This is a genomic window from Streptomyces sp. NPDC001514 (genome assembly GCF_053597075.1).
Map to the genome: position 1 here is coordinate 160175 of NZ_JBSFHO010000011.1, position 17834 is coordinate 178008.

General features: G+C 70.7%; 19 protein-coding genes and 1 pseudogene. 7 read left to right on the plus strand and 13 right to left on the minus strand.

The features are described 5' to 3' along the window. The first annotated feature begins 136 nt into the window (after positions 1–136). From ACWCXB_RS14695 to ACWCXB_RS14705, 3 genes are all read left to right on the plus strand, one after another. On the plus strand, positions 137–958 hold the full coding sequence (locus ACWCXB_RS14695) for a helix-turn-helix domain-containing protein (protein WP_450722768.1): 822 nt from the start codon (positions 137–139) through the stop codon (positions 956–958). After that, positions 955–1143 (plus strand): DUF397 domain-containing protein, encoded by a 189-nt coding sequence (locus ACWCXB_RS14700; protein ID WP_450722684.1) that lies wholly within the window; start codon positions 955–957, stop codon positions 1141–1143. Before ACWCXB_RS14695 ends, ACWCXB_RS14700 begins: the two co-directional genes overlap by 4 nt. Positions 1144–1205: 62 nt before the next feature. Continuing rightward, a complete protein-coding gene (locus ACWCXB_RS14705) occupies positions 1206–3542 on the plus strand; it encodes a helicase-associated domain-containing protein (RefSeq protein WP_450722686.1) in 2337 nt (778 codons plus the stop codon). 41 nt (positions 3543–3583) lie between these two features. Here ACWCXB_RS14705 and ACWCXB_RS14710 read toward each other — a convergent pair whose 3' ends face one another. Together ACWCXB_RS14710 and ACWCXB_RS14715 are read right to left on the minus strand one after the other, a co-directional pair. After that, positions 3584–3988 carry a type II toxin-antitoxin system VapC family toxin gene (locus ACWCXB_RS14710; RefSeq protein WP_450722770.1) on the minus strand — a complete coding sequence of 135 codons (405 nt, stop codon included), beginning with the start codon at positions 3986–3988 and terminating at the stop codon, positions 3584–3586. A 5-nt stretch (positions 3989–3993) separates the two neighbouring features. Then, positions 3994–4224: a FitA-like ribbon-helix-helix domain-containing protein gene (locus tag ACWCXB_RS14715; protein ID WP_450722688.1), complete on the minus strand. Its 231-nt coding sequence runs from the start codon at positions 4222–4224 to the stop codon at positions 3994–3996. A gap of 138 nt (positions 4225–4362) precedes the next feature. Between ACWCXB_RS14715 and ACWCXB_RS14720 the strand changes: the two genes are divergently transcribed. After that, positions 4363–5346, plus strand: a complete 984-nt coding sequence (locus ACWCXB_RS14720; RefSeq protein ID WP_450722690.1) for an intradiol ring-cleavage dioxygenase — start codon at positions 4363–4365, stop codon at positions 5344–5346. Positions 5347–5407: 61 nt separating this feature from the next. Here the strand turns inward: ACWCXB_RS14720 and ACWCXB_RS14725 are convergent. The 7 genes and pseudogenes from ACWCXB_RS14725 to ACWCXB_RS14755 all read right to left on the minus strand — a co-directional run. Then, positions 5408–5617, minus strand: a pseudogene (locus ACWCXB_RS14725) (peptide-methionine (R)-S-oxide reductase); the annotation flags it as partial. Between the two features lie 101 nt (positions 5618–5718). Next, complete coding sequence (locus ACWCXB_RS14730; RefSeq protein ID WP_450722692.1) at positions 5719–6255, minus strand: SMI1/KNR4 family protein; 537 nt, start codon at positions 6253–6255, stop codon at positions 5719–5721. A gap of 37 nt (positions 6256–6292) precedes the next feature. Then, complete coding sequence (locus ACWCXB_RS14735; RefSeq protein ID WP_450722694.1) at positions 6293–6619, minus strand: RHS repeat domain-containing protein; 327 nt, start codon at positions 6617–6619, stop codon at positions 6293–6295. Positions 6620–6903: 284 nt separating this feature from the next. Further along, positions 6904–7311, minus strand: a complete 408-nt coding sequence (gene msrB / locus ACWCXB_RS14740; RefSeq protein ID WP_450722696.1) for a peptide-methionine (R)-S-oxide reductase MsrB — start codon at positions 7309–7311, stop codon at positions 6904–6906. Positions 7312–7323: 12 nt separating this feature from the next. Beyond that, the gene (gene murC, locus ACWCXB_RS14745) at positions 7324–8718 is read right to left on the minus strand and encodes a UDP-N-acetylmuramate--L-alanine ligase (protein ID WP_450722698.1); all 1395 of its coding nucleotides are present in this window, start codon (positions 8716–8718) and stop codon (positions 7324–7326) included. Positions 8719–8873: 155 nt separating this feature from the next. Beyond that, positions 8874–9344, minus strand: a complete 471-nt coding sequence (locus ACWCXB_RS14750) for an indole-3-glycerol phosphate synthase (protein WP_450722700.1) — start codon at positions 9342–9344, stop codon at positions 8874–8876. Positions 9345–9466: 122 nt separating this feature from the next. Beyond that, entirely contained in the window at positions 9467–10231 is a 765-nt protein-coding gene (locus ACWCXB_RS14755) for a pyrimidine reductase family protein (protein ID WP_450722702.1), read from the minus strand. Positions 10232–10259: 28 nt separating this feature from the next. On the opposite strand from ACWCXB_RS14755, the gene zapE reads away from it, so the two are divergent. Together zapE and ACWCXB_RS14765 are read left to right on the plus strand one after the other, a co-directional pair. Continuing rightward, positions 10260–11339, plus strand: coding sequence for a cell division protein ZapE (gene zapE / locus ACWCXB_RS14760; RefSeq protein ID WP_450722704.1), 1080 nt, complete (start codon positions 10260–10262; stop codon positions 11337–11339). 49 nt (positions 11340–11388) lie between these two features. After that, positions 11389–11814: an OsmC family protein gene (locus tag ACWCXB_RS14765; protein WP_351222162.1), complete on the plus strand. Its 426-nt coding sequence runs from the start codon at positions 11389–11391 to the stop codon at positions 11812–11814. 376 nt (positions 11815–12190) lie between these two features. Here the strand turns inward: ACWCXB_RS14765 and ACWCXB_RS14770 are convergent, their stop codons facing one another. Genes ACWCXB_RS14770 through ACWCXB_RS14780 form a run of 3 tightly spaced genes read right to left on the minus strand, consistent with a single transcriptional unit; the run spans position 12191 to position 14994 of the window. After that, a complete protein-coding gene (locus ACWCXB_RS14770) occupies positions 12191–13390 on the minus strand; it encodes a cytochrome P450 (protein WP_450722706.1) in 1200 nt (399 codons plus the stop codon). Between the two features lie 31 nt (positions 13391–13421). Continuing rightward, positions 13422–14795 carry an NAD(P)/FAD-dependent oxidoreductase gene (locus tag ACWCXB_RS14775; RefSeq protein WP_450722708.1) on the minus strand — a complete coding sequence of 458 codons (1374 nt, stop codon included), beginning with the start codon at positions 14793–14795 and terminating at the stop codon, positions 13422–13424. Beyond that, positions 14785–14994: a ferredoxin gene (locus ACWCXB_RS14780; RefSeq protein WP_450722710.1), complete on the minus strand. Its 210-nt coding sequence runs from the start codon at positions 14992–14994 to the stop codon at positions 14785–14787. Before ACWCXB_RS14780 ends, ACWCXB_RS14775 begins: the two co-directional genes overlap by 11 nt. Positions 14995–15492: 498 nt before the next feature. Between ACWCXB_RS14780 and ACWCXB_RS14785 the strand changes: the two genes are divergently transcribed. Continuing rightward, on the plus strand, positions 15493–16326 hold the full coding sequence (locus tag ACWCXB_RS14785; protein ID WP_450722772.1) for a PPK2 family polyphosphate kinase: 834 nt from the start codon (positions 15493–15495) through the stop codon (positions 16324–16326). Between the two features lie 355 nt (positions 16327–16681). Here ACWCXB_RS14785 and ACWCXB_RS14790 read toward each other — a convergent pair whose 3' ends face one another. Beyond that, positions 16682–17797, minus strand: a complete 1116-nt coding sequence (locus ACWCXB_RS14790) for a S1 family peptidase (RefSeq protein ID WP_450722712.1) — start codon at positions 17795–17797, stop codon at positions 16682–16684. Positions 17798–17834 lie beyond the last annotated feature (37 nt).

Sequence of the window (17834 nt, forward strand, 5' to 3'; positions counted from 1 at the left end):
GCAGGCCTTTCTCCAGGCAGGAGCCGCGTACGCTGCGTCAGCGTACGCGCACGCGGGGTGGACAGTACGCGTAACTGACCGTGACGATGGGCCGGTTGAGAGTGGCGGCGGGGCAGGAGTGCGGAAGGTGGCCGACATGACGGACGGTGTGGAGCCGGAATCCTCGGACAGTCTGAGGACGTTCGGCGCGGTGGTTCAGGCGCTGCGCGAGCACGCTGGGCTCAGCCGGGAGCAGTTCGCGCCGATGGTGCGGTTCTCCAAGCACACGGTGGCGTCGGTCGAACTGGGGCGCCGCATGCCGGACGACGAGTTCGTGGAGCTCGCGGAGGCCGCCCTGGGCAACACGGGGGCGCTGCGAAAGGCGGCGCTGCATCTGTCGCGGCAGCCGGGGCTGGCGGCGTGGTTCCGGCGCTGGGCGAGGCTGGAGGCGACGGCGATCAGTTTGTGTACCTACGAATGCCGGGTCGTGCCAGGACTGTTGCAGACCGAGGCATACGCCCGGGCGGTCACCGCCAGCGTTCCGCCCGTCAAGGACGAGGAGCAGGTGAACCGCCAAGTCGCAGCTCGGCTCGAGCGTCAGGAGCTCTTCCGGCGGCGGCCGCCGATCGCGTTCAGCTTCATCGTCGAACAGGCACTGATCGAGCGGTGCACGGGCGGTGTGGACGTGACGCGAGAGCTGATCGACCACCTGCTGGAACGATCGGGCCAATTCAACGTGGAGTTCCAGCTCATGCCTCTGCGGCAGCCCGAACATGCAGGTTTCGACGGGCCTCTGATGACGCTGGAGACGCCAGACAACAAGTGGTTCGGCTACGCCGAGGGTCAACGCGGCGGGACGCTGATCTCCGAGCCCAAGGAGGTCAGCATCATGCTCCAGCGGTATGCAAAACTGCGCTCACAGGCTCTCTCCCTGGAGGACTCCCGGAGCCTGCTGAGGCGAATGCGAGGAGCGCTATGAGCACCACCACCGAGCTGGCCTGGTTCAAAAGCAGCTACAGCGGCTCCGACGGGGACGCCTGCGTCGAGGTCGCCCTCTCCCCCACCAACGTCCACGTCCGCGACTCCAAGGACGAGCAAGGCCCCCAGCTCGCCCTCTCCTCCGCCGCGTGGATCGGCTTCGTCGCCTACGCGACCCAGGACTGACCCCGTACGCCACCACCGCACCACAGGTGATTCCCATCGGTAGTTCTCGTGGCTCGACGCTGATGCGTTGGCTCCGCACCCTCGACACCGACGGGCTGCGCCGTGTGCTGGACGCACGACCCGACAGTACGCGGGCGCCGGAGCCGCGCACCCTCGGTGAGCTGGCCGATCGGTTGCAGCGGCCGGGCTCGGTCGTACAGGCCCTGGCCCGGCTGCCGCTGCCCTGCCTGCAGGTCGCCCAGGCGCTCGCGGCCCTGCCCGCCCCCGTCGCCCGTACCGAGCTGGACCGCCTGCTCGACACGGACGCGGGCGAACTCGAGCCCGTTCTCCGCGCCCTCGCCGATCACGCGCTGGTCTGGCCTGGACCCACCGGTGAGCTGCACATGGCGCCCGCTCTGCGCCGGGCCTGGGAAGCGCCCCTCGGCCTCGGTCCCGGGCTCGACGAACTGCTGCCCGCCCTGTCGTCCGAGGACCTCCGCGGGATCGCGAGGGCTCTCGGCCTGGCACCGGGCACAACGAAGCAGCAGCGCATCGACGCCGTACTGGATCACCATGCCGATGCGGACAGACTGCGGGCGCTGATCGACTCCGCACCGCCGGGCGCCCGCGAGCTGCTGGAACGAGGCTCGGCCCCGGATCAGCCTCTCATCATGTACAGCTCCTCCCGCACGTCGGACGACGTCGCCGAACGCTGGCTGCTGGAGCGGGCGTTGCTCGTGGGCCTGGACTGGCCACCGGAGCCCGCGAGGGTGCCCGCCGAGGTCACGCGGGCGCTCCGGGGCCCCGACTGGCACGCACCCTTCGACCCGGTGCCCTCCGACCCTCCGCTCGTGGCGCTCACCACGGCCGAGGTGGAGCGCGAGGCCACCGCAGCGGCCACCGCCTTCGCCGGGCAGGCCGCAGCGGTGCTCGCCGAGTGCGCGGCCCGGCCTGCGGCCGCGTTGAAGTCCGGCGGGATCGGGGCGCGTGAACTCGGCCGTATCGGCAAGGCGGTTCAGGCCGAGGAGCCGGTGGTGCGGCTGGTGCTGGAGTGTGCGTACGCGGCCGGGCTGCTGGCGTACGAGGACCGGAACCTGCTCGTCACCGATGCCTACGACGACTGGGCGGTACAGGAACCCGCCCACCGGTACGGCGAACTGCTCCGGGCCTGGTGGCCGCTCGGCTCCACGCCCTCCGCTGCACGGAACGACGAGGGCAAGGCCCTTCCCGCCGTGGCGCGGAAGGCACCCTGTTCCGGCTGTCTGGTCGCCCGTCAGGGACTGCTGACCGCCGCGGCCGGCCTTCCCGGCTCACATGGCGTACGGAATACGGCTTCCCTGGGCGCGCTCGTGGCCTGGTACCGGCCGTTCGCCCATGAACTTCCGCAGGACAGCACACCGTTCGCCGCACTGATCCACGAGGCCGGGCTGCTGGGCGTCCTCGCCCGCGGCGCCCTGTCGCCGTTCGGGACAGCACTGCTGGACGACGACCTCGCGCTGCTGGACCGGCGTGCCGCGGATCTGCTGCCGGGCGCCTCCGGGAAGGTCCGCATGGGGGCCGACCTCACCGCGGTGGTGACCGGCACCCCCACGGCCCGGCTCGCCGCGCTCCTGGACTCGCTCGCCGACCGGGAGGCCCACGGCACGGCCTCCGTCTGGCGCTTCGGCCCGTCGTCGCTGCGCCGCGCGCTGGACGCGGGCCGCACACCGGCCGACATCGAGGCGGACCTCGCGGACGCCTCGGACGGCCCGCTGCCCCAGGCCCTCACGTACCTGATCGCCGACACCGCACGCCGGCACGGGCAGCTCCGTCTCGCACCCGCGGCATGTGTGATCCACAGTGACGACGCGGCGTTGCTCGCCGAGATCGCCGTCCACCGGGGGCTCGCGCCCCTGGGCCTGCGCGCACTGGCCCCCACCGTGCTGCTCTGCCGCACCCCGCTGCCCAAGGCCCTCGACGCCCTGCGCAAAGAGGGATACGCACCCGTGGCCGAGGCGGACGACGGCTCGGTCCGCATCGAACGCCCCCAGCAGCTCCGCGCCACGCACCCCCTCCCCCGCCCGCGAAAGGCCACCCACCCCTTCGCCCCGGCCTCCGACCTCCCCGACCGCCTGCTCCTGGCCCCGGACCGCGAACCGCACCCCGACCCGGGCCGCGGCATCCCCTTCGGCAGCGACACCGAGGAAATCCTGGCGGGCTGCGCAAAGGCACTCACCCTCACGGACATCCGGCAGCTCGCCCACGCCATCCACGAGGGCGAACCCATCACGATCGAGTACATCGCAGCCTCGGGCAGCCGCACCGTCCGTACGGTGAGCGGCATGGACTTCGACCCGCCCCACCTCTACGCGTACTGCCATCTGCGCGAGGACGAGCGGGTCTTCACCCTCTCCGGCATCCAGGCGGTCCTGCCCGCGTAGCCGGGCGCCCCGGGCCCGCTCTCGGCGCTCGAGCGCTCGGCTCAGACGGTCTTCTCGTTGAAAACCTCGACCACACACTTCGCCCGCGCGGCCCGGACTCCGTCCTTGATCCGCCCGTCGCTGGTCACAAGTGGGACTCCGAAGCCTTCTGCCAGAGCGACGTAAGTGGCGTCGTAGGCGGTCAGATTGGTGCGGAGTTCACGCACACGTGGCAGGAAGGGCAGATGCTCCTGCCGCCGGATCGGCAGAGCCGCGAATGCGGACAACGCGTCGTCCAGTTCCGCATCGGTCAGTTTGCCCGCGCGATGCCGACCGAGGAGCACGGAGGCCACCTCGACATCGACGAGGTGAGGGGCGAGCAACCGCTCGCCCACCACTCGGTCCCGTACCGCCTCCCCCACGGGTCCGGCGTCTGCGAGCAGCATCACCAGCGCGCCCGCGTCCATGACGATCACTCGTGGCGCCTTCCCTCGTCGACGTCCCGCAGCACGTCATCCGTGGAGAGACGAGCGGTCACCCGGGCGCGGATGCGCGCGATGACGTCCTCAAGCGCCGGGGTGGCCGCTTCCTGCTCCAGCAAGGTCCGCGCGTACGCCTGCAGGGACTGCCGGTTACGAGCAGCCCTTATCTTCAGCTCGGTGAGCGCTTCCTCGGACAAGTCCCGCACATAGAGAGTGGCCATGCAACAAGACTAGTCGCATTGCCAGCATTCTGCTAGCGAAGCCCGGCGCCGCCTCGGGCCCTGGCGCGGGCTGGGCTCACAGGAACTCACAGCTCGCGCCCACGCCCCTCTCAGCTCCGCTGCCTAACGTCCCTGCACATGACAGAAACACAGGGACAGGGACAGGGACCGGGACCGGCTCACAAGCGAACCATGTCGCGGCGCCGGGTACTCCTGGCGGGCGGGGCAGCAGTCGCGGCAGCCGGAATCGGCGCTGTGGCCGTGACGACGGCGTCCGCAGGAGAGGAAAGCAAGGGCGCCGAAGCCACCGGTGAGGCGTGCTACAAGCTCACGTCGGAGACGACCGAGGGCCCGTACTACATCGACGCGGACAAGATCCGCAAGGACATCACCGAGGGCAAGGAGGGCATCCCGCTCACCCTGCGGCTCAAGGTGATCGACGCCGAGACCTGCAAGCCACTGCGCAATGCCGCCGTTGACATCTGGCATTGCGATGCGCTGGGCATCTACTCGGGTTACGAGAGCCTCAGTACGGGTGGCGGCGGTGGCGGCGGCACACCTCCCGAGGGCACGCCGACCGGCGAACCCCCCACCGGCGCACCGACCGGTGCGCCTACCGGCGCGCCCCCGTCCGGAGGCCCCGGCGGTGGCGGAGGCGGAGGCGGGCATGAGGAGCCCACCGACGACAAGCGCTACCTGCGCGGCACCCAGCTCACCGACCGCGGCGGCTTCGTCGAGGTCCGGACGATCTTCCCCGGCTGGTACCGCGGCCGTACCGTGCACATCCACACCAAGGTGCACGTGGGCGGCACGCTCACGGACTCCGGCTACGAGGGCGGCCACACCTGCCACACCGGCCAGTTCTTCTTCGACGAGGAGTCGGTCCTGGCCTCCGCCGAGGTCGCCCCGTACAGCACCAGCACGACCGAGCGCACGAAGCTCCAGGACGACACCATCTACGACCAGAGCGGGGTCACGGGCGGTCTGCTGAAACTGAAGTACCGCAAGGGGCACATCGACCGGGGTGTCGTCGGCACGATCACCATGGGCGTCGAGCCGGACGCGACCCACGACGGCACGGACGCCGGCGTCCAGCCCGGCGCATCGGCTCCGGCCTCCTGAGCCGCGCCGTACGACATACGGAAGGGCCCGGAAGCCGTTCGCTTCCGGGCCCTACCCTGTCTCAGCCCTCGTCCGGCGTCAGCCGCAGCGAGATCGAGTTGATGCAGTACCGCTGGTCCGTCGGGGTCGCGTACCCCTCGCCCTCAAAGACGTGCCCGAGATGCGAGCCGCACCTGGCGCACCGCACCTCCGTGCGGACCATGCCGTGGGACCGGTCCTCGATCAGCTCCACCGCGTCCGTGTCCTTCGGGTCGTAGAAGGACGGCCATCCTTGCTTCGTGGAAGCACATTCCACGGCCACAGCCACAACACCAGGGATGGTGAGATGAGCGAGCGCGTCATCGGCGTGATCCGCCTTTACCGGCCAGGGCCCTACACCCCGCGCCAGCTCATGAACTCATGCCGGTCCCCCGCCGAGAGCCGTTCGCTGAACGGGTTCACCTCGCCGGTCAGAACCGCCACGCAGAACGACGCCATACCACCGTCGAACACGGTCCAGCGGTTCATCCCGTATGGCGCCTGCCTCCGAAAGACGGCCACCCGCCAGTCGTCGGGAGCGCCCTCGCGCAGCCAGAACGCAACATCGCTGCTCGCCGAGTCCGCGAAGGGCAGCAGTGGCGGCAGCGCGCCTCCCGGCAAGAGGGCACCCAACTCTTCACGGTCCCGGTCCGAGAGGGAGGGATCGACTCTGTCCAGGAGATCCCCGTACGCCGAGCCGGAGACCGGCGGCGTGCCGACGGACAGGTACTCGTCGATCTCGCCGCCGCCGTACGACTCCACGAACTCGCGATAGTCGGCCGGGAACGCTAGGCGCGTCGTCCGCTCGATCTCTTCCCAATCCACCGCGTCGCCGCCAGAGACGGGCGGCGGGAGCAGCTCGCGCAGGCGGGCGACAGCGGGGTGGGGCATGCGGGGTTCCCTTCGGGTACTGGGGGGAGGGCCGGGCTCACGGCTGCCCCGGCAGGGGAACGTCGGCACCGGTGCGACTGTCGATCGCGGTGCCCAGGTTCTTCCAGCCCTGGCCGGCAGCGTAAATGAGGTTGACGTCGACGCCCACGTAGCGTCCCCTGGGCCCTTCGAGGCTGGGCGTACCGCCGGCCACAGGGACGGTCTGCTGCACAAGGTTGCCGAACTGGTCATAGACGAAGCGGCTCGTGCGGCCCAGCGGATCAGTGGCAGCGGTCATCCGGCCGAGTGCGTCGTACTCAGTCCGCGAGACGGCGGTGATCTTCGAGCCGCCCGGCGGCGTGTAGTCGGGCAAGGTGACGGCCACAGGGCGTCCGAGCTTGTCGCGTCACTGCGGGTCACCGATCCGCGGGAATCCCGGGACTCCGTCGCTTCCCGAAGGCCGCCATCCGCTGCTTGCAGGAGGCGATGATGTCGGCGTCGGGATGCATGGTGGCCCTGGCCAGGATGTCTTCCCTGGTCAGGGCCACCATGACAGACGAGTCGGGCTGTACGCCGGGTACGGCATGACCGGCCTTGAAATACGGCTCCCATTGAGGACCCAAGCCCACTGCCAGCCCCGGCACCTCCCGATCGGAGCGGGCTGCCGCTTCAGCCCTCGTCCGGCGTCAGCCGCAGCGAGATCGAGTTGATGCAGTACCGCTGGTCCGTCGGGGTCGCGTAGCCCTCGCCCTCGAAGACGTGCCCGAGGTGCGAGCCGCACCTGGCGCACCGCACCTCCGTGCGGACCATGCCGTGGGAGCGGTCCTCGATCAGCTCCACCGCGTCCGTGTCCTTCGGGTCGTAGAAGGACGGCCAGCCGCAGTGGGACTCGAACTTCTCGTTCGAGGTGAAGAGCTCGGCGCCGCAGGCCCGGCAGGAGTAGACGCCCTTTGTCCTGGTGTCCGTGTACTCACCGCGGAAGGCGGGCTCGGTGCCGGCCTGACGCAGGACCTGGTACTCCGCGGGGGTCAGCTCCGCGCGCCACTGCTCGTCCGGCTTGTCGACGTCGTACGCCATGCTCGCTCTCCCTCAGTCGGCGAGGCGGGCCAGGATCTCCGGTCCGAGATCCGTCACGTCGCCCGCGCCCATGGTGAGAACGAGATCACCGGGTGCGGCCATTCCCGCGATCACGTCCGGGACGGTCGCCTTGTCGTGGACCGGGGTAACCCGGGCCCCCGCCGCGGTGGCCGCGTCGGTGATGAGTGCGCTGGTGACGCCCGGGATCGGGTCCTCGCGGGCCGGGTAGATGTCGAGGACCACGGAGGAGTCGGCGAGGGCGAGGGCCTGACCCATCTCGGTGCCGAGCTCCTGGGTGCGGGAGAAGAGGTGGGGCTGGAAGACGACCAGCAGGCGCCGGTCGCCCGCCGCGGCTCGCATGGCCTCCAGGTCGGCGGTCATCTCGGTGGGGTGGTGCGCGTACGAGTCGATGACCTGGACGCCCTTCGCCTCGCCCTTGAGCTGGAGGCGGCGGCCGACGCCGGTGTACGCGGTGAGGGCGCGGGCCAGGTCGGCCGGGTCGATGCCCATGCGGACGCCGGCGGCGAGGGCGGCGGCGGCGTTGTGGGCGTAGTGGCGGCCGGGGACCGAGACGGTGAAGGTGAGCTCGCTGTCGTCCGGAAGGGCGACGGTGACCTCGCTGGTCATGCCGTTCGGGGTGATCCCGAGGATCCGGACGTCGGAGTCCGCGGACTCGCCGACACGGACCACGGTCAGGTCCTCGCGGGCACCGACGCGGGACGCCAGCTCCCGGGCGCCCGCGTGCTCGCCGACGACCAGCGTGCCGCCCGCCGGGATCTTGGCGACGAAGGCCTGGAACGACTCGTAGATCTCGTCCATCGACGCGTAGTTGGCGTGGTGGTCGAGTTCGACGTTGAGGACGATCGCCACGTCCGGGTCGTACTTCTGGAAGCTGCGGTCGCTCTCGTCGGCCTCGGCGACGAAGATCTCGCCCTCGCCGTGGCGGGCGTTCGTCCCCGGTCCGGCGAGGTCGCCGCCGATCGCGTACGAGGGGTCGAGGCCGAGCTCGGTCAGGGCGACGGCGAGCATCGACGTCGTCGTGGTCTTGCCGTGCGTGCCGGCGACGGCGATCGTGCGTGCGCTCCGCATCAGCGCCGCGAGCGCGTCGGAGCGGTGCACGACGGGCACGCCCAGCTCGGCGGCGCGGGCCAGCTCGGGGTTGTCGGCGCGGATCGCGCTGGAGACGACGACGCAGGAGGCGTCGTCCGCGAGGTGCTCGGTGGCGTGTCCGATGTGAACGGTCACACCGAGCGCTCGCAGCGCCTCGGCGGTGGCGGACTCCTTGGAATCGCTGCCCGCGACCTTGGCGCCCCGCTGGGCGAGGATCTTCGCGATCCCGGACATTCCGGCGCCGCCGATGCCGATGAAGTGCGGCCGTTCCATGGCGTGGGGGATGCCGGATGCCATGTCTGTGTCTCCCAGGGTGCGAGGGGCGTGATGCGACGTCGTGCTCGTACGAAGCCCCCAGCCTAATTCCTTGCTCACGGCTCGGTGGATCCCGGAGGGGTCGTGCCCCACGCCGTGCCGGGTCGTGCCGGAGATGCTCCGGTACGCCTACGCGCTCACTCGCTGTGCGCGAAGAGCTTGAGCACCGGTACGCCGACCTTGTGCCGGGCCCGGGAGGCCCAGTCGCGGTGGAAGAACTCCTCCACGTAGTGGGGCGCGGTGAGCACGATGACCTCGTCGGCGCCCGACTCCTCGACGACGGACTTCATCTTGTCGAGCGGGTGGTCCTCGACGACCTGGCCGACGGCCTCCGCCCCGGTCGCCCGCAGTACGGCCAGCGAGTGCTCCAGGGCGCGCTCCGCGGGCTTCCTGGCGTCCTCGCCCGCGGGCTCCTCGCCCTCGCGGACGGCTTCCTTCAGCTCCCCCATGGCGACGTCGTCGATGGCGCGCAGCAGGAGATCCGCCTGGTCCCCGCGCGGCTGCATGAGCACGATGAACGAGATCGGCTCGTCGCCGTGCAGGGTCGTGACGAATTCCACGTCGATGGACGTGAGGGGCTTCTCGATCATCAATACGCTTGTGAACACGTCAGGAGCCCTTCTGCGGAAACCATCCTTCCCCGTGCTCGCACGGGGTCCGAGAGTAATAGTGCCCGCCGGAAGCAAACCGGAACGACAAATTCCACGGATTGTCGGATCCGGGGAATCCGTCAGGTCCGACGGTAGCGGGTGAACAGGAACCCGGCCTCTTCCAGCAGCGATGCCAGCGCGAAGCGCTCGGGAACCGCCCTCGACGGGCCCCCCGCGATCCGCTGCGCGTCCCCCGCGGTGAGGGTCGGCGACACGGTCAGGCACAGCTCGTCCAGTACGCCGGCCGCGATGAACTGGCCGAGCAGCCTCGGCCCGCCCTCGGTGAGCAGCCGCCGCAGGCCCCGGTCCGCCAGGGCCCGTACGGCGCGGGCCGGATCGACGCCCACCCCGTCGCCCGCGATCACCACCTCCGCGCCCGCCTTCTCGGCCGCGGCCACCCGGTCCGGGGCTGCCGCGGCGCCGGTCAGGACCAGGGTCGGCACGAGCGGGGAGGTGAAGAGCGGGAGGGTGAAGTCCAGGTCGAGACTCGCGCTCACCACGGCGATGGCCGGGGCGGGGCCCTGCCCGGCGGCCGCCCGGCGCTCCGCGAAGGCGTCCCGCGCCCGGGCGGGGCGGTAGCCCTCCTGGCGTACCGTCTCCGCCCCGACGACCACCGCGTCGGCCAGCCCCCGCAGAGTGCCGAAGATCCGCATGTCCATGTCGGAGGAGAGCGGCTGTGAACGGCCCTCGTGCTGGGCCGCCCCGTCCAGGGACGAGACCATGTTGGCGCGCAGCCACACCCCGTCCCCTGCGGGATAGGCGTAGGCGTCGGCCAGCTCGTCCAGCCCCCACTCGCGATCATGGGTGTCGGCTGTCGGGTCGGTCACAGGGAACAGGCGTCGCATACCGTGCAGTCTGGCACGGCCCGTAGAGTTGGGGACTGTGTCGACCAGTCCCATAACCGAAGCGGTCCCTCTGTCCCTGTGCGCCCGCGAGCCCCGTGTCCCCGCCGACCGCCTGGTCGCCGAGATGGTGCCGCCGCCGCGCTTCGACTCCGTCCGCTTCGACACGTACGTCCCGGACCCGAAGCAGCCCAGCCAGACCGAGGCGGTCTCGGTGCTGAGCACCTTCGCCGCGGGCCTGGGCGGCGCGCACGCCACCGGGAGCGGCAGGCGCCGCTGGTTCGCGAAGAAGCCCGCGGCTCCGGCCGCGCCGCGCGGGATCTATCTGGACGGCGGCTACGGCGTCGGCAAGACCCATCTGCTCGCCTCGCTCTGGCACGCGACGCCCGCCGAGCCGGCCCTCAAGGCGTTCGGCACCTTCGTGGAGCTGACGAACCTGGTCGGCGCGCTCGGCTTCCAGCAGACGGTGAAGACGCTGAGCGGACACCGGCTCCTGTGCATCGACGAGTTCGAGCTCGACGACCCGGGCGACACCGTTCTGGTGTCGACGCTGCTCGGCAAGCTCGTCGACGCGGGCGTGGCGCTGGCGGCCACGTCCAACACGCTGCCCGGAAAGCTCGGCGAGGGCCGGTTCGCGGCGGTCGACTTCCTCCGCGAGATCCAGGGCCTGTCGGCGCACTTCCGGCCCCTGCGCATCGACGGTGAGGACTACCGCCACCGCGGGCTGCCCGAGGCCCCACCGCCGTACGCGGACGAGCAGGTCGCGAAGGCCGCGTACGCCACCGAGGGCGCGTCGCTCGACGCCTTTCCCCAGCTCCTGGAGCACCTCGCGCGGGTCCACCCGAGCCGTTACGGGGCGATGACCGACGGTCTGCGCGCCGTCTGTCTCACCGATGTGCAGCCGGTGCCGGACCAGTCGACGGCGCTGCGGCTGGTCGTCCTCGCCGACCGGCTGTACGACCGTGAGGTCCCGGTGCTCGCCTCGGGCCTCCCCTTCGACCAGCTGTTCAGTGAAGAGATGTTGAAGGGTGGGTACCGGAAGAAGTACTTCCGGGCCATCTCGCGGCTGACTGCGCTCGCCCGGGACGCGAAGGACCTCGTGGACCAGTAGGTTGGGGCCGATTGGGACCGATTCACTGTTCATTGGGAAGGGATCCATCATGGCCACCACGCGTACGGCGCACACCGTCTGGGAAGGCGAGCTGCTCAAGGGCTCGGGCGTCGTCACCTTCGACTCCTCCGGAATCCCGAGCCAGCCCGTCTCCTGGCCGTCCCGCGCCGAGCAGGCGAACGGCAAGACCAGCCCCGAGGAGCTGATCGCCGGCGCCCACTCCAGCTGCTTCTCCATGGCCCTCTCCCACGGCCTCACCGGTGCCGGCACCCCGCCCACGCGGCTCGAGACCAAGGCCGATGTCACCTTCCAGCCGGGTGAGGGCATCACCGGCATCCACCTGACCGTCGAGGGCCAGGTTCCCGGCCTCGACCAGGAGGCCTTCCAGGCGGCCGCCGAGGACGCCAAGAAGAACTGCCCGGTCAGCCAGGCGCTCACGGGTACGACGATCACACTGACCGCCAAGCTGGCGTAACCCCGGGCCCGGTCGGGACACGGTGGCCCGCATGCTGCACGCATGCGGGCCACATCTCCGTCCATCTCCGTCCGCCCGGCGGGGAGTTGCCTCCCGCCGCGTGCGCGGCCGGCCTGCTGACGCGACGTCAATGTCCGGACGTCCAGGTGTACCGGGTAAACCGGCGTACGCCGGTACACGCGCGTAACGCGGTGGCCCCCCCAGCAAAAGATCACCTGCATGGGAAGACCGGAGGTGCCCGCCACAGGTCCACCAGTTGGCGGACGCCTTGACGCCACACCGCATCAGGAGGCAGCCCGAGTGCCGGGGTCCGACGAGCGGGATTCGGGGCAGACCGCCACTCTTGCCTGCTGCCGTGTGCCACCACGTGGCCGAGTCATAGTTGGATGGGCAGGTGGCGGGGGCCGCGGAGCATGGCGTTCTGCCGGTAGGGGGGCGGGTCCTGGACCAGGCGCGCCGTGCTCAGGTGCGGGATCAGCGCGCCGAGCGCGGCCTCGGCTTCGATGCGGGCGAGTGGTGCGCCGTAGCACAGGTGGATACCGCTGCCGAAGCCGAAGTGCTGGTTGTCCGGGCGGGTGGGGTCGAAACGGTCGGGCTCGTGGAACCGCTTGGGGTCGCGGCTGCCCGATGCCAGCGCGAGTACGACGGACGTGCCCTTGGGGATCGTGGCGCCCGCGATGTCCAGGTCGTCGAGGGGGACGCGCTCCCGCATGTGGACCGGGGGTTCGTAGCGCAGAAGTTCCTCCACCGCGCCCGGCAGCAGGCCGGGTTCGCGGCGCAGCCGGTCCAGCTGGTCGGGCTGGCGCAGCAGTGTGAGGACGCCGTTGGCGATCAGATTGACCGTGGTCTCGTGTCCGGCGATGAACAACAGGATGGTGGTCTCCGCCAGTTCCTCGATGGTGAGCCGCAGGGCGGGGTCCGGTTCGTTGATGAAGTCGGAGAGCATGTCGCCGGTGGGCCGGTCGCGGCGCTGTTCGGCGAGGTTGACCAGGTACCGGCCCATCTCCTGCCGGGCCTGGTTGCCCGCCTTGTCCCGTTCGGTGGTGTCTTCGTCGGGCCCGATGTCGGCGGACGCGACGAGTGCATCGGTCCATCCCTGGAACAGTGACTCGTCCTCGCGCGGGACGCCCATCAGCCGGCAGATGACTGTGATGGGCAGGGGGTAGGCGAAGTCGTCGACGACGTCGATCTGCTTGCGGTCCCGGAGCGTCTCGATCAGTTCCTCGGTGATGCGGGTGATCTCGCCGCGCATGGCGTCGACCCGGCCGGGGCTGTGCGGCGGGCCGAAGGGCCGCATGGTCAGGGTGCGCAGCCTGTGGTGCTCGGGGTCGTCGAGCCGCAGGAACGGCGGGTTCGGCATCTCCTCGGACGGTGACGAGGTGGTGCGGCTGCGCGGATCGGCACTCATCCGGGGGTCGTGGAGCAGAGCGGCGATCTCGTAGTAGGTGCCGATCAGATAGCTGCCGTCTGCCTGCCGCACCACGGGACCGGCCTCGCGGAGTTCCGCGTACAGCGGGTAGGGGTTGGGGCGATTCGCGTAGTCGGTGATCCGTGCCAGCAAGGTCTCGGAGGCCATCGTGGCTCCTCGTGGTTGGGCGGGACGTGGGTCAGCGGGTGGGCTGCACCACCGTCAGTCGGCGGTCGGGCAGATGGCCGGTGAGTGCCACGGTGGGGCCGTGTGACAGCCCGCTCGGGTCCGGCACGTCGGACGGAATCGTGATGTCGGCCGCGATCGCACGGTCCGCCGCACCGGGCGGGGGCGGGAACGGAGCAGCCGTCTCGATCAGGTGCTTGTAGTAGTCGAGCGACTTGGCCATGTCGACGGTGACCGCGGCGGTGACCCGTCCCTGGTAGCCGTAGACCATGGCCAGACGGCGCGCCTCCAGAGAGCCTTGGGCGATGACCACATGGTCGGAGTAGGTGGGCACGCCCACCGACTTGATGTTGAGCCCGAACTGGGTCGACCAGAACGTCGGGATGGCGAGGTGCGGGCGCCGCAGGGGCCCCGGACAGACCATGTTGTGGGCCGCCACCTCGGCCTGCTCGACCGCGTTGCCCCAGTGCTCCAGGGAGAGCATCTGGTACCCGAACAGCGGGTGCGGGAACCGGGAGACATCACCGGCCGCGAAGACGTCGTCGGTGACGATCCCGTACATGTCGAAGGCCCGGCATCCGGCGTCGCAGGCGATCCCGCGCGGGCCCGCCGCCAGCCCGGACTCCGCCAGCCACTCGACGTTGCGGACCGCTCCCAACGCCACTACGCACACGTCCGCGTCGACACGGCTGCCGTCGGACAGGTCCGCCCCGGTGAACCGGCCGTTCCCGTCACCGCGCAGGGCGGTGACCGTCACCCCGCAGCGCAGATCCACGCCGTGGTTGCGATGCATGACGGCCGCAAGTTTCGACAGGGTGCCGCCGAGCGCGCCCACCAGGGGCGCGGGGCCGCGTTCTGCGACCGTGACCTCGATGCCCCGCTCCCGGCAGGCCGAGGCGATCTCCGAGCCGGTGAAGCCGGCGCCGATCACCAGCACCCGCTCCGGCCCGGCGGCCAGCCGCTCGGCCAGCCCCCCGGCCTCGTCGCGGGTACGCAGGGTGAACACCCCGTCCAGGGAGGCCTCCTCCGGGTTGGGCCAGGGGCGCGCCCGGGTCCCGGTGGCGATCAGCAGCCGGTCGTACGGCAGCGACTCGCCGTCGGCCAGCATCACCCGTTTCTCCAAAGGGTCCAGGCCGGTGGCGGCTACTCCCAGCCGCCAGTCGGCGTCCGGGTCCCGGCGCATCGGCAGCGCCGTGGTGTCCGCCGGCGCCTTGCCGAGCAGCACCTGCTTGGACAGCGGTGGGCGGTCGTAAGGCGGACAGGGCTCATCCCCCACCACGGTCAATGAGCCGGTGAAACCCTCCTCGCGCAGCGTCTCCGCGGCCCTCAACCCGGCCAGCGACGCGCCGACGATGACGATGCTGCCGTCCCGCAGATCACCGGGCACCGGCGCTCACCTCCGCGCCGACGAGGATGGCCTGGACCGGGCACGCCGCCGCAGCCTGGCGCACGCGGTCGACCTGGTCGTCCGGGACGGCCGTGGCGTACAGCAACCCCTCTTCACCGTGCAGTTCGAACACCTCCGGCGCGAGGAAGACGCACTGCGCATAGCCCTGGCAGCGTGTGAGGTCCACAACGATCTGCATGGCTGGTCACTCCCTGAGTTGTACCGGCGTCCCCTTCCCTTTCTACGCCGGTGTCGCACCAGGCGCTCTTCAAGCCCGTGCCGCACCGGGCGCCCGCCCCACGTGGATGACGATGCTGTCCGACGTACGGTCCCGCCGAGTCGCTCTCGGCGGGACCGTACGGTCATCGGCACCTGTCTGTGTCAAGCGGCGGTGCAGCTGTCGGGTGAGCGGGCCTGTCGTCGGCACGGGGTGTGCACGGCTGGAGACGGAGGTGGTTTCGCATGCCCAGCGATGACGTGCTCGCACTAAGCCCGGCCGGCACGTCACGGTCGTCGCGGGCGCGCTACCACCACACATTGCTCGCGGGGGCACCCGTTCCGGCGGAGGATCGGGGCATCGGTCCGGTACGGGAAGGGGCGCGCGGTGACGAGGAACGGGACAGGGAACAACGGGTCGAAGAGCGGGACGGGGAGCGGGTCGAAGAGCGGCCGGAAGCAGGACGAGCAGCCCGGTCCGCTGCGTGACCTGCTCCGCGTGCCGCCGGGCGAAAAGATCGACCTGGCCTCGTACGACGCAAGAGCCACCCCGGGCGGCCCCGACGACAAGGCCGCGGGCCTCGCCGCGACGGCCGCCATCGGCGAGCGCCTCGCCGGCCTGCAGGAGCGGCTGTACGCGGCGAGCGCGGCCGGCGACCGCCGCCGGCTGCTGCTGGTGCTCCAGGGCATGGACACGAGCGGCAAGGGCGGCACGGTCAAGCACGTGATCGGGTTCTTCAACCCGGCCGGCTGCCGGATCAGGGCCTTCAAGGCGCCGACCCCCGAGGAACAGGACCATCACTTCCTCTGGCGGATCATGCGGGAGCTGCCGCGCTCCGGCGAGATCGGCATCTTCGACCGCTCGCACTACGAGGACGTGCTCATCGCCCGGGTGCGCGAGCTTGTGCCGCACGAACGGCTCCGCCGCCGTTACGGCCAGATCAACCGGTTCGAGCGCTCCCTCGCCGAGGACGACGTGACCGTGGTCAAGGTCTTTCTGCACATCTCGCACGAGGAGCAGCGCGGGCGTCTGCTGGCACGGCTCGACAACCCGGACAAGCACTGGAAGTTCAACGAGAGCGACATCGAGGACCACGCCCTGTGGCCCGCGTACCAGAAGGCGTACGAGCTGGCGCTGCGGCGCTGCTCGACGGCCGAGGCGCCCTGGTACGTCGTACCGGCCGACCGCAAGTGGTACCGGAACTGGGCGGTCAGCACGCTGCTGCTGGAGCATCTGGAGGAGCTGGATCCGCAGTATCCCAAGGGTGACTTCGATGTGGCGGCGTGCAGGAAGCGGCTACTGGAAGGCACTTGACCTGTAGAAACGCTCCTTGCTCGCTTGGCAGGCGTTACCCGGGGAGAGCCGGAAGGGGTTGACGTCTCTGAACTGGGAGCGAATTCCGGAGTTCGGGGCTTACGACTCGCTGATCCGGCGTGACCGCGGCTGACATGGGTCCGCATTCGGCGCCTCGCAGAAGTCTCAGCATCGTGCACGCATACCTGCCCCGGGCTCTCCGCCCCCAGCGCGACCACGAGGCTGATCCGGGTCCGAACAAGAGGATGGGCGGGGCACCGAGGTGTCCCGCCCATCCGCGCTCATGAGAGCTGTTGGCTCGTCACTTCATGGGGACGTGGGCGGCGGCCCGCCCGTCGCCTTGTCGTCAGCGGTTTCAGCCGATCTGGGCGCCGACCGCCTCCAGTGCGGTCGTCACCGGCTGGAAGAACGTCTCGCCGCCCGAGGTGCAGTCGCCGCTGCCGCCCGAGGTGAGGCCGACCGCGTCCCCGTTCCTGGTGAACAGGGCGCCGCCGCTGTCGCCCGGCTCGGCGCAGACGTTGGTCTGGATGAGCCCCGTGACCGTGCCCTCCGGGTAGTTCACGGTGGCGTTGAGGCCGGTGACCTGGCCGTCGTGCAGTCCGGTGGTGCTGCCCATGCGGAAGACCTCCTGGCCGACGGCCGCGTCGGCCGCCTGCTGGATCTCCAGCAGCTGTCCGCCGCCCACGTCGACGGCGCTCGGGGCCTCCGTGGCCGGGTCGTCGTACGTGACGAGCGCGAAGTCGCCCTCGCCGGGGAAGACGGCCTCCTGGACCGTGCCGATGGGCGCGCCGCCGGGGTCCTCCGACCACTGCTCGGCCGCGACGCCGCAGTGGCCCGCGGTGAGGAAACCGGGCTGCCCGTCCTGCGTCGTGACGTTGAAGCCGAGCGAGCAGCGCGAGCCGCCGCCGAAGATGGCGTCGCCGCCCTCGATGAAGGGCTTGAACTCCCCCGCGGACTTCTGGATGCGGGCCACCCCGTCGCCGAGTGCCTCGACCGCCGACTCGAGTCTGTCCCACCGCCCGCCGGTGACCGTGCGGTCCGCCGTGACCACGACCTGGTTCGTCCGCGGGTCGACGGCCCACGCCGTGCCGGGGACAGCTGCCTTCCGCGACAGCGATTCCGTGGCCGACTTCAGCGCGTCCGAGCTGTTCTGCACGCTCCGGGGCACCGCGCCGGCCCGGCGGACCTGCACCTTCACGTTGTTCTTGTTGCCGACGACGTTGACGACGAGCTGCTGCTTTCCGGCGTCGTAATACGCCCCTCCGTAGGAATCGCCGAGCTGCTTGCCCAGCTCCTGGAGGATCTCGGATGCGGATGCTGCGCTCATCTTTCTGGGGGCGGCCGACTGGTCGTCCCCCGAGCCGGACTGCGAGGCGTTGGCATTCGGCAGCAGTACGGCCGCTGCGGCGATGCCCACCGCCCCGGCTCCCGCGAGTATGGCCTTCCGCTTGGGTATTCGCCTGTGACTCAACTCTTCGCCTCCTGCGGGGGGTACGGACTCCGGTCGC

Coding starts and splice junctions, on each gene's coding strand:
- ACWCXB_RS14715 (WP_450722688.1), bottom strand. CDS start 4,224: ATGGCCACTCTCTATGTGCGGGACTTGTCCGAGGAAGCGCTCACCGAG.
- ACWCXB_RS14710 (WP_450722770.1), bottom strand. CDS start 3,988: ATGGACGCGGGCGCGCTGGTGATGCTGCTCGCAGACGCCGGACCCGTG.
- ACWCXB_RS14730 (WP_450722692.1), bottom strand. CDS start 6,255: ATGCCCCACCCCGCTGTCGCCCGCCTGCGCGAGCTGCTCCCGCCGCCC.
- murC (WP_450722698.1), bottom strand. CDS start 8,718: ATGGCATCCGGCATCCCCCACGCCATGGAACGGCCGCACTTCATCGGC.
- ACWCXB_RS14705 (WP_450722686.1), top strand. CDS start 1,206: ATGCGTTGGCTCCGCACCCTCGACACCGACGGGCTGCGCCGTGTGCTG.
- ACWCXB_RS14755 (WP_450722702.1), bottom strand. CDS start 10,231: ATGCGACGCCTGTTCCCTGTGACCGACCCGACAGCCGACACCCATGAT.
- ACWCXB_RS14780 (WP_450722710.1), bottom strand. CDS start 14,994: ATGCAGATCGTTGTGGACCTCACACGCTGCCAGGGCTATGCGCAGTGC.
- ACWCXB_RS14720 (WP_450722690.1), top strand. CDS start 4,363: ATGACAGAAACACAGGGACAGGGACAGGGACCGGGACCGGCTCACAAG.
- ACWCXB_RS14695 (WP_450722768.1), top strand. CDS start 137: ATGACGGACGGTGTGGAGCCGGAATCCTCGGACAGTCTGAGGACGTTC.
- ACWCXB_RS14700 (WP_450722684.1), top strand. CDS start 955: ATGAGCACCACCACCGAGCTGGCCTGGTTCAAAAGCAGCTACAGCGGC.
- ACWCXB_RS14765 (WP_351222162.1), top strand. CDS start 11,389: ATGGCCACCACGCGTACGGCGCACACCGTCTGGGAAGGCGAGCTGCTC.
- ACWCXB_RS14770 (WP_450722706.1), bottom strand. CDS start 13,390: ATGGCCTCCGAGACCTTGCTGGCACGGATCACCGACTACGCGAATCGC.
- msrB (WP_450722696.1), bottom strand. CDS start 7,311: ATGGCGTACGACGTCGACAAGCCGGACGAGCAGTGGCGCGCGGAGCTG.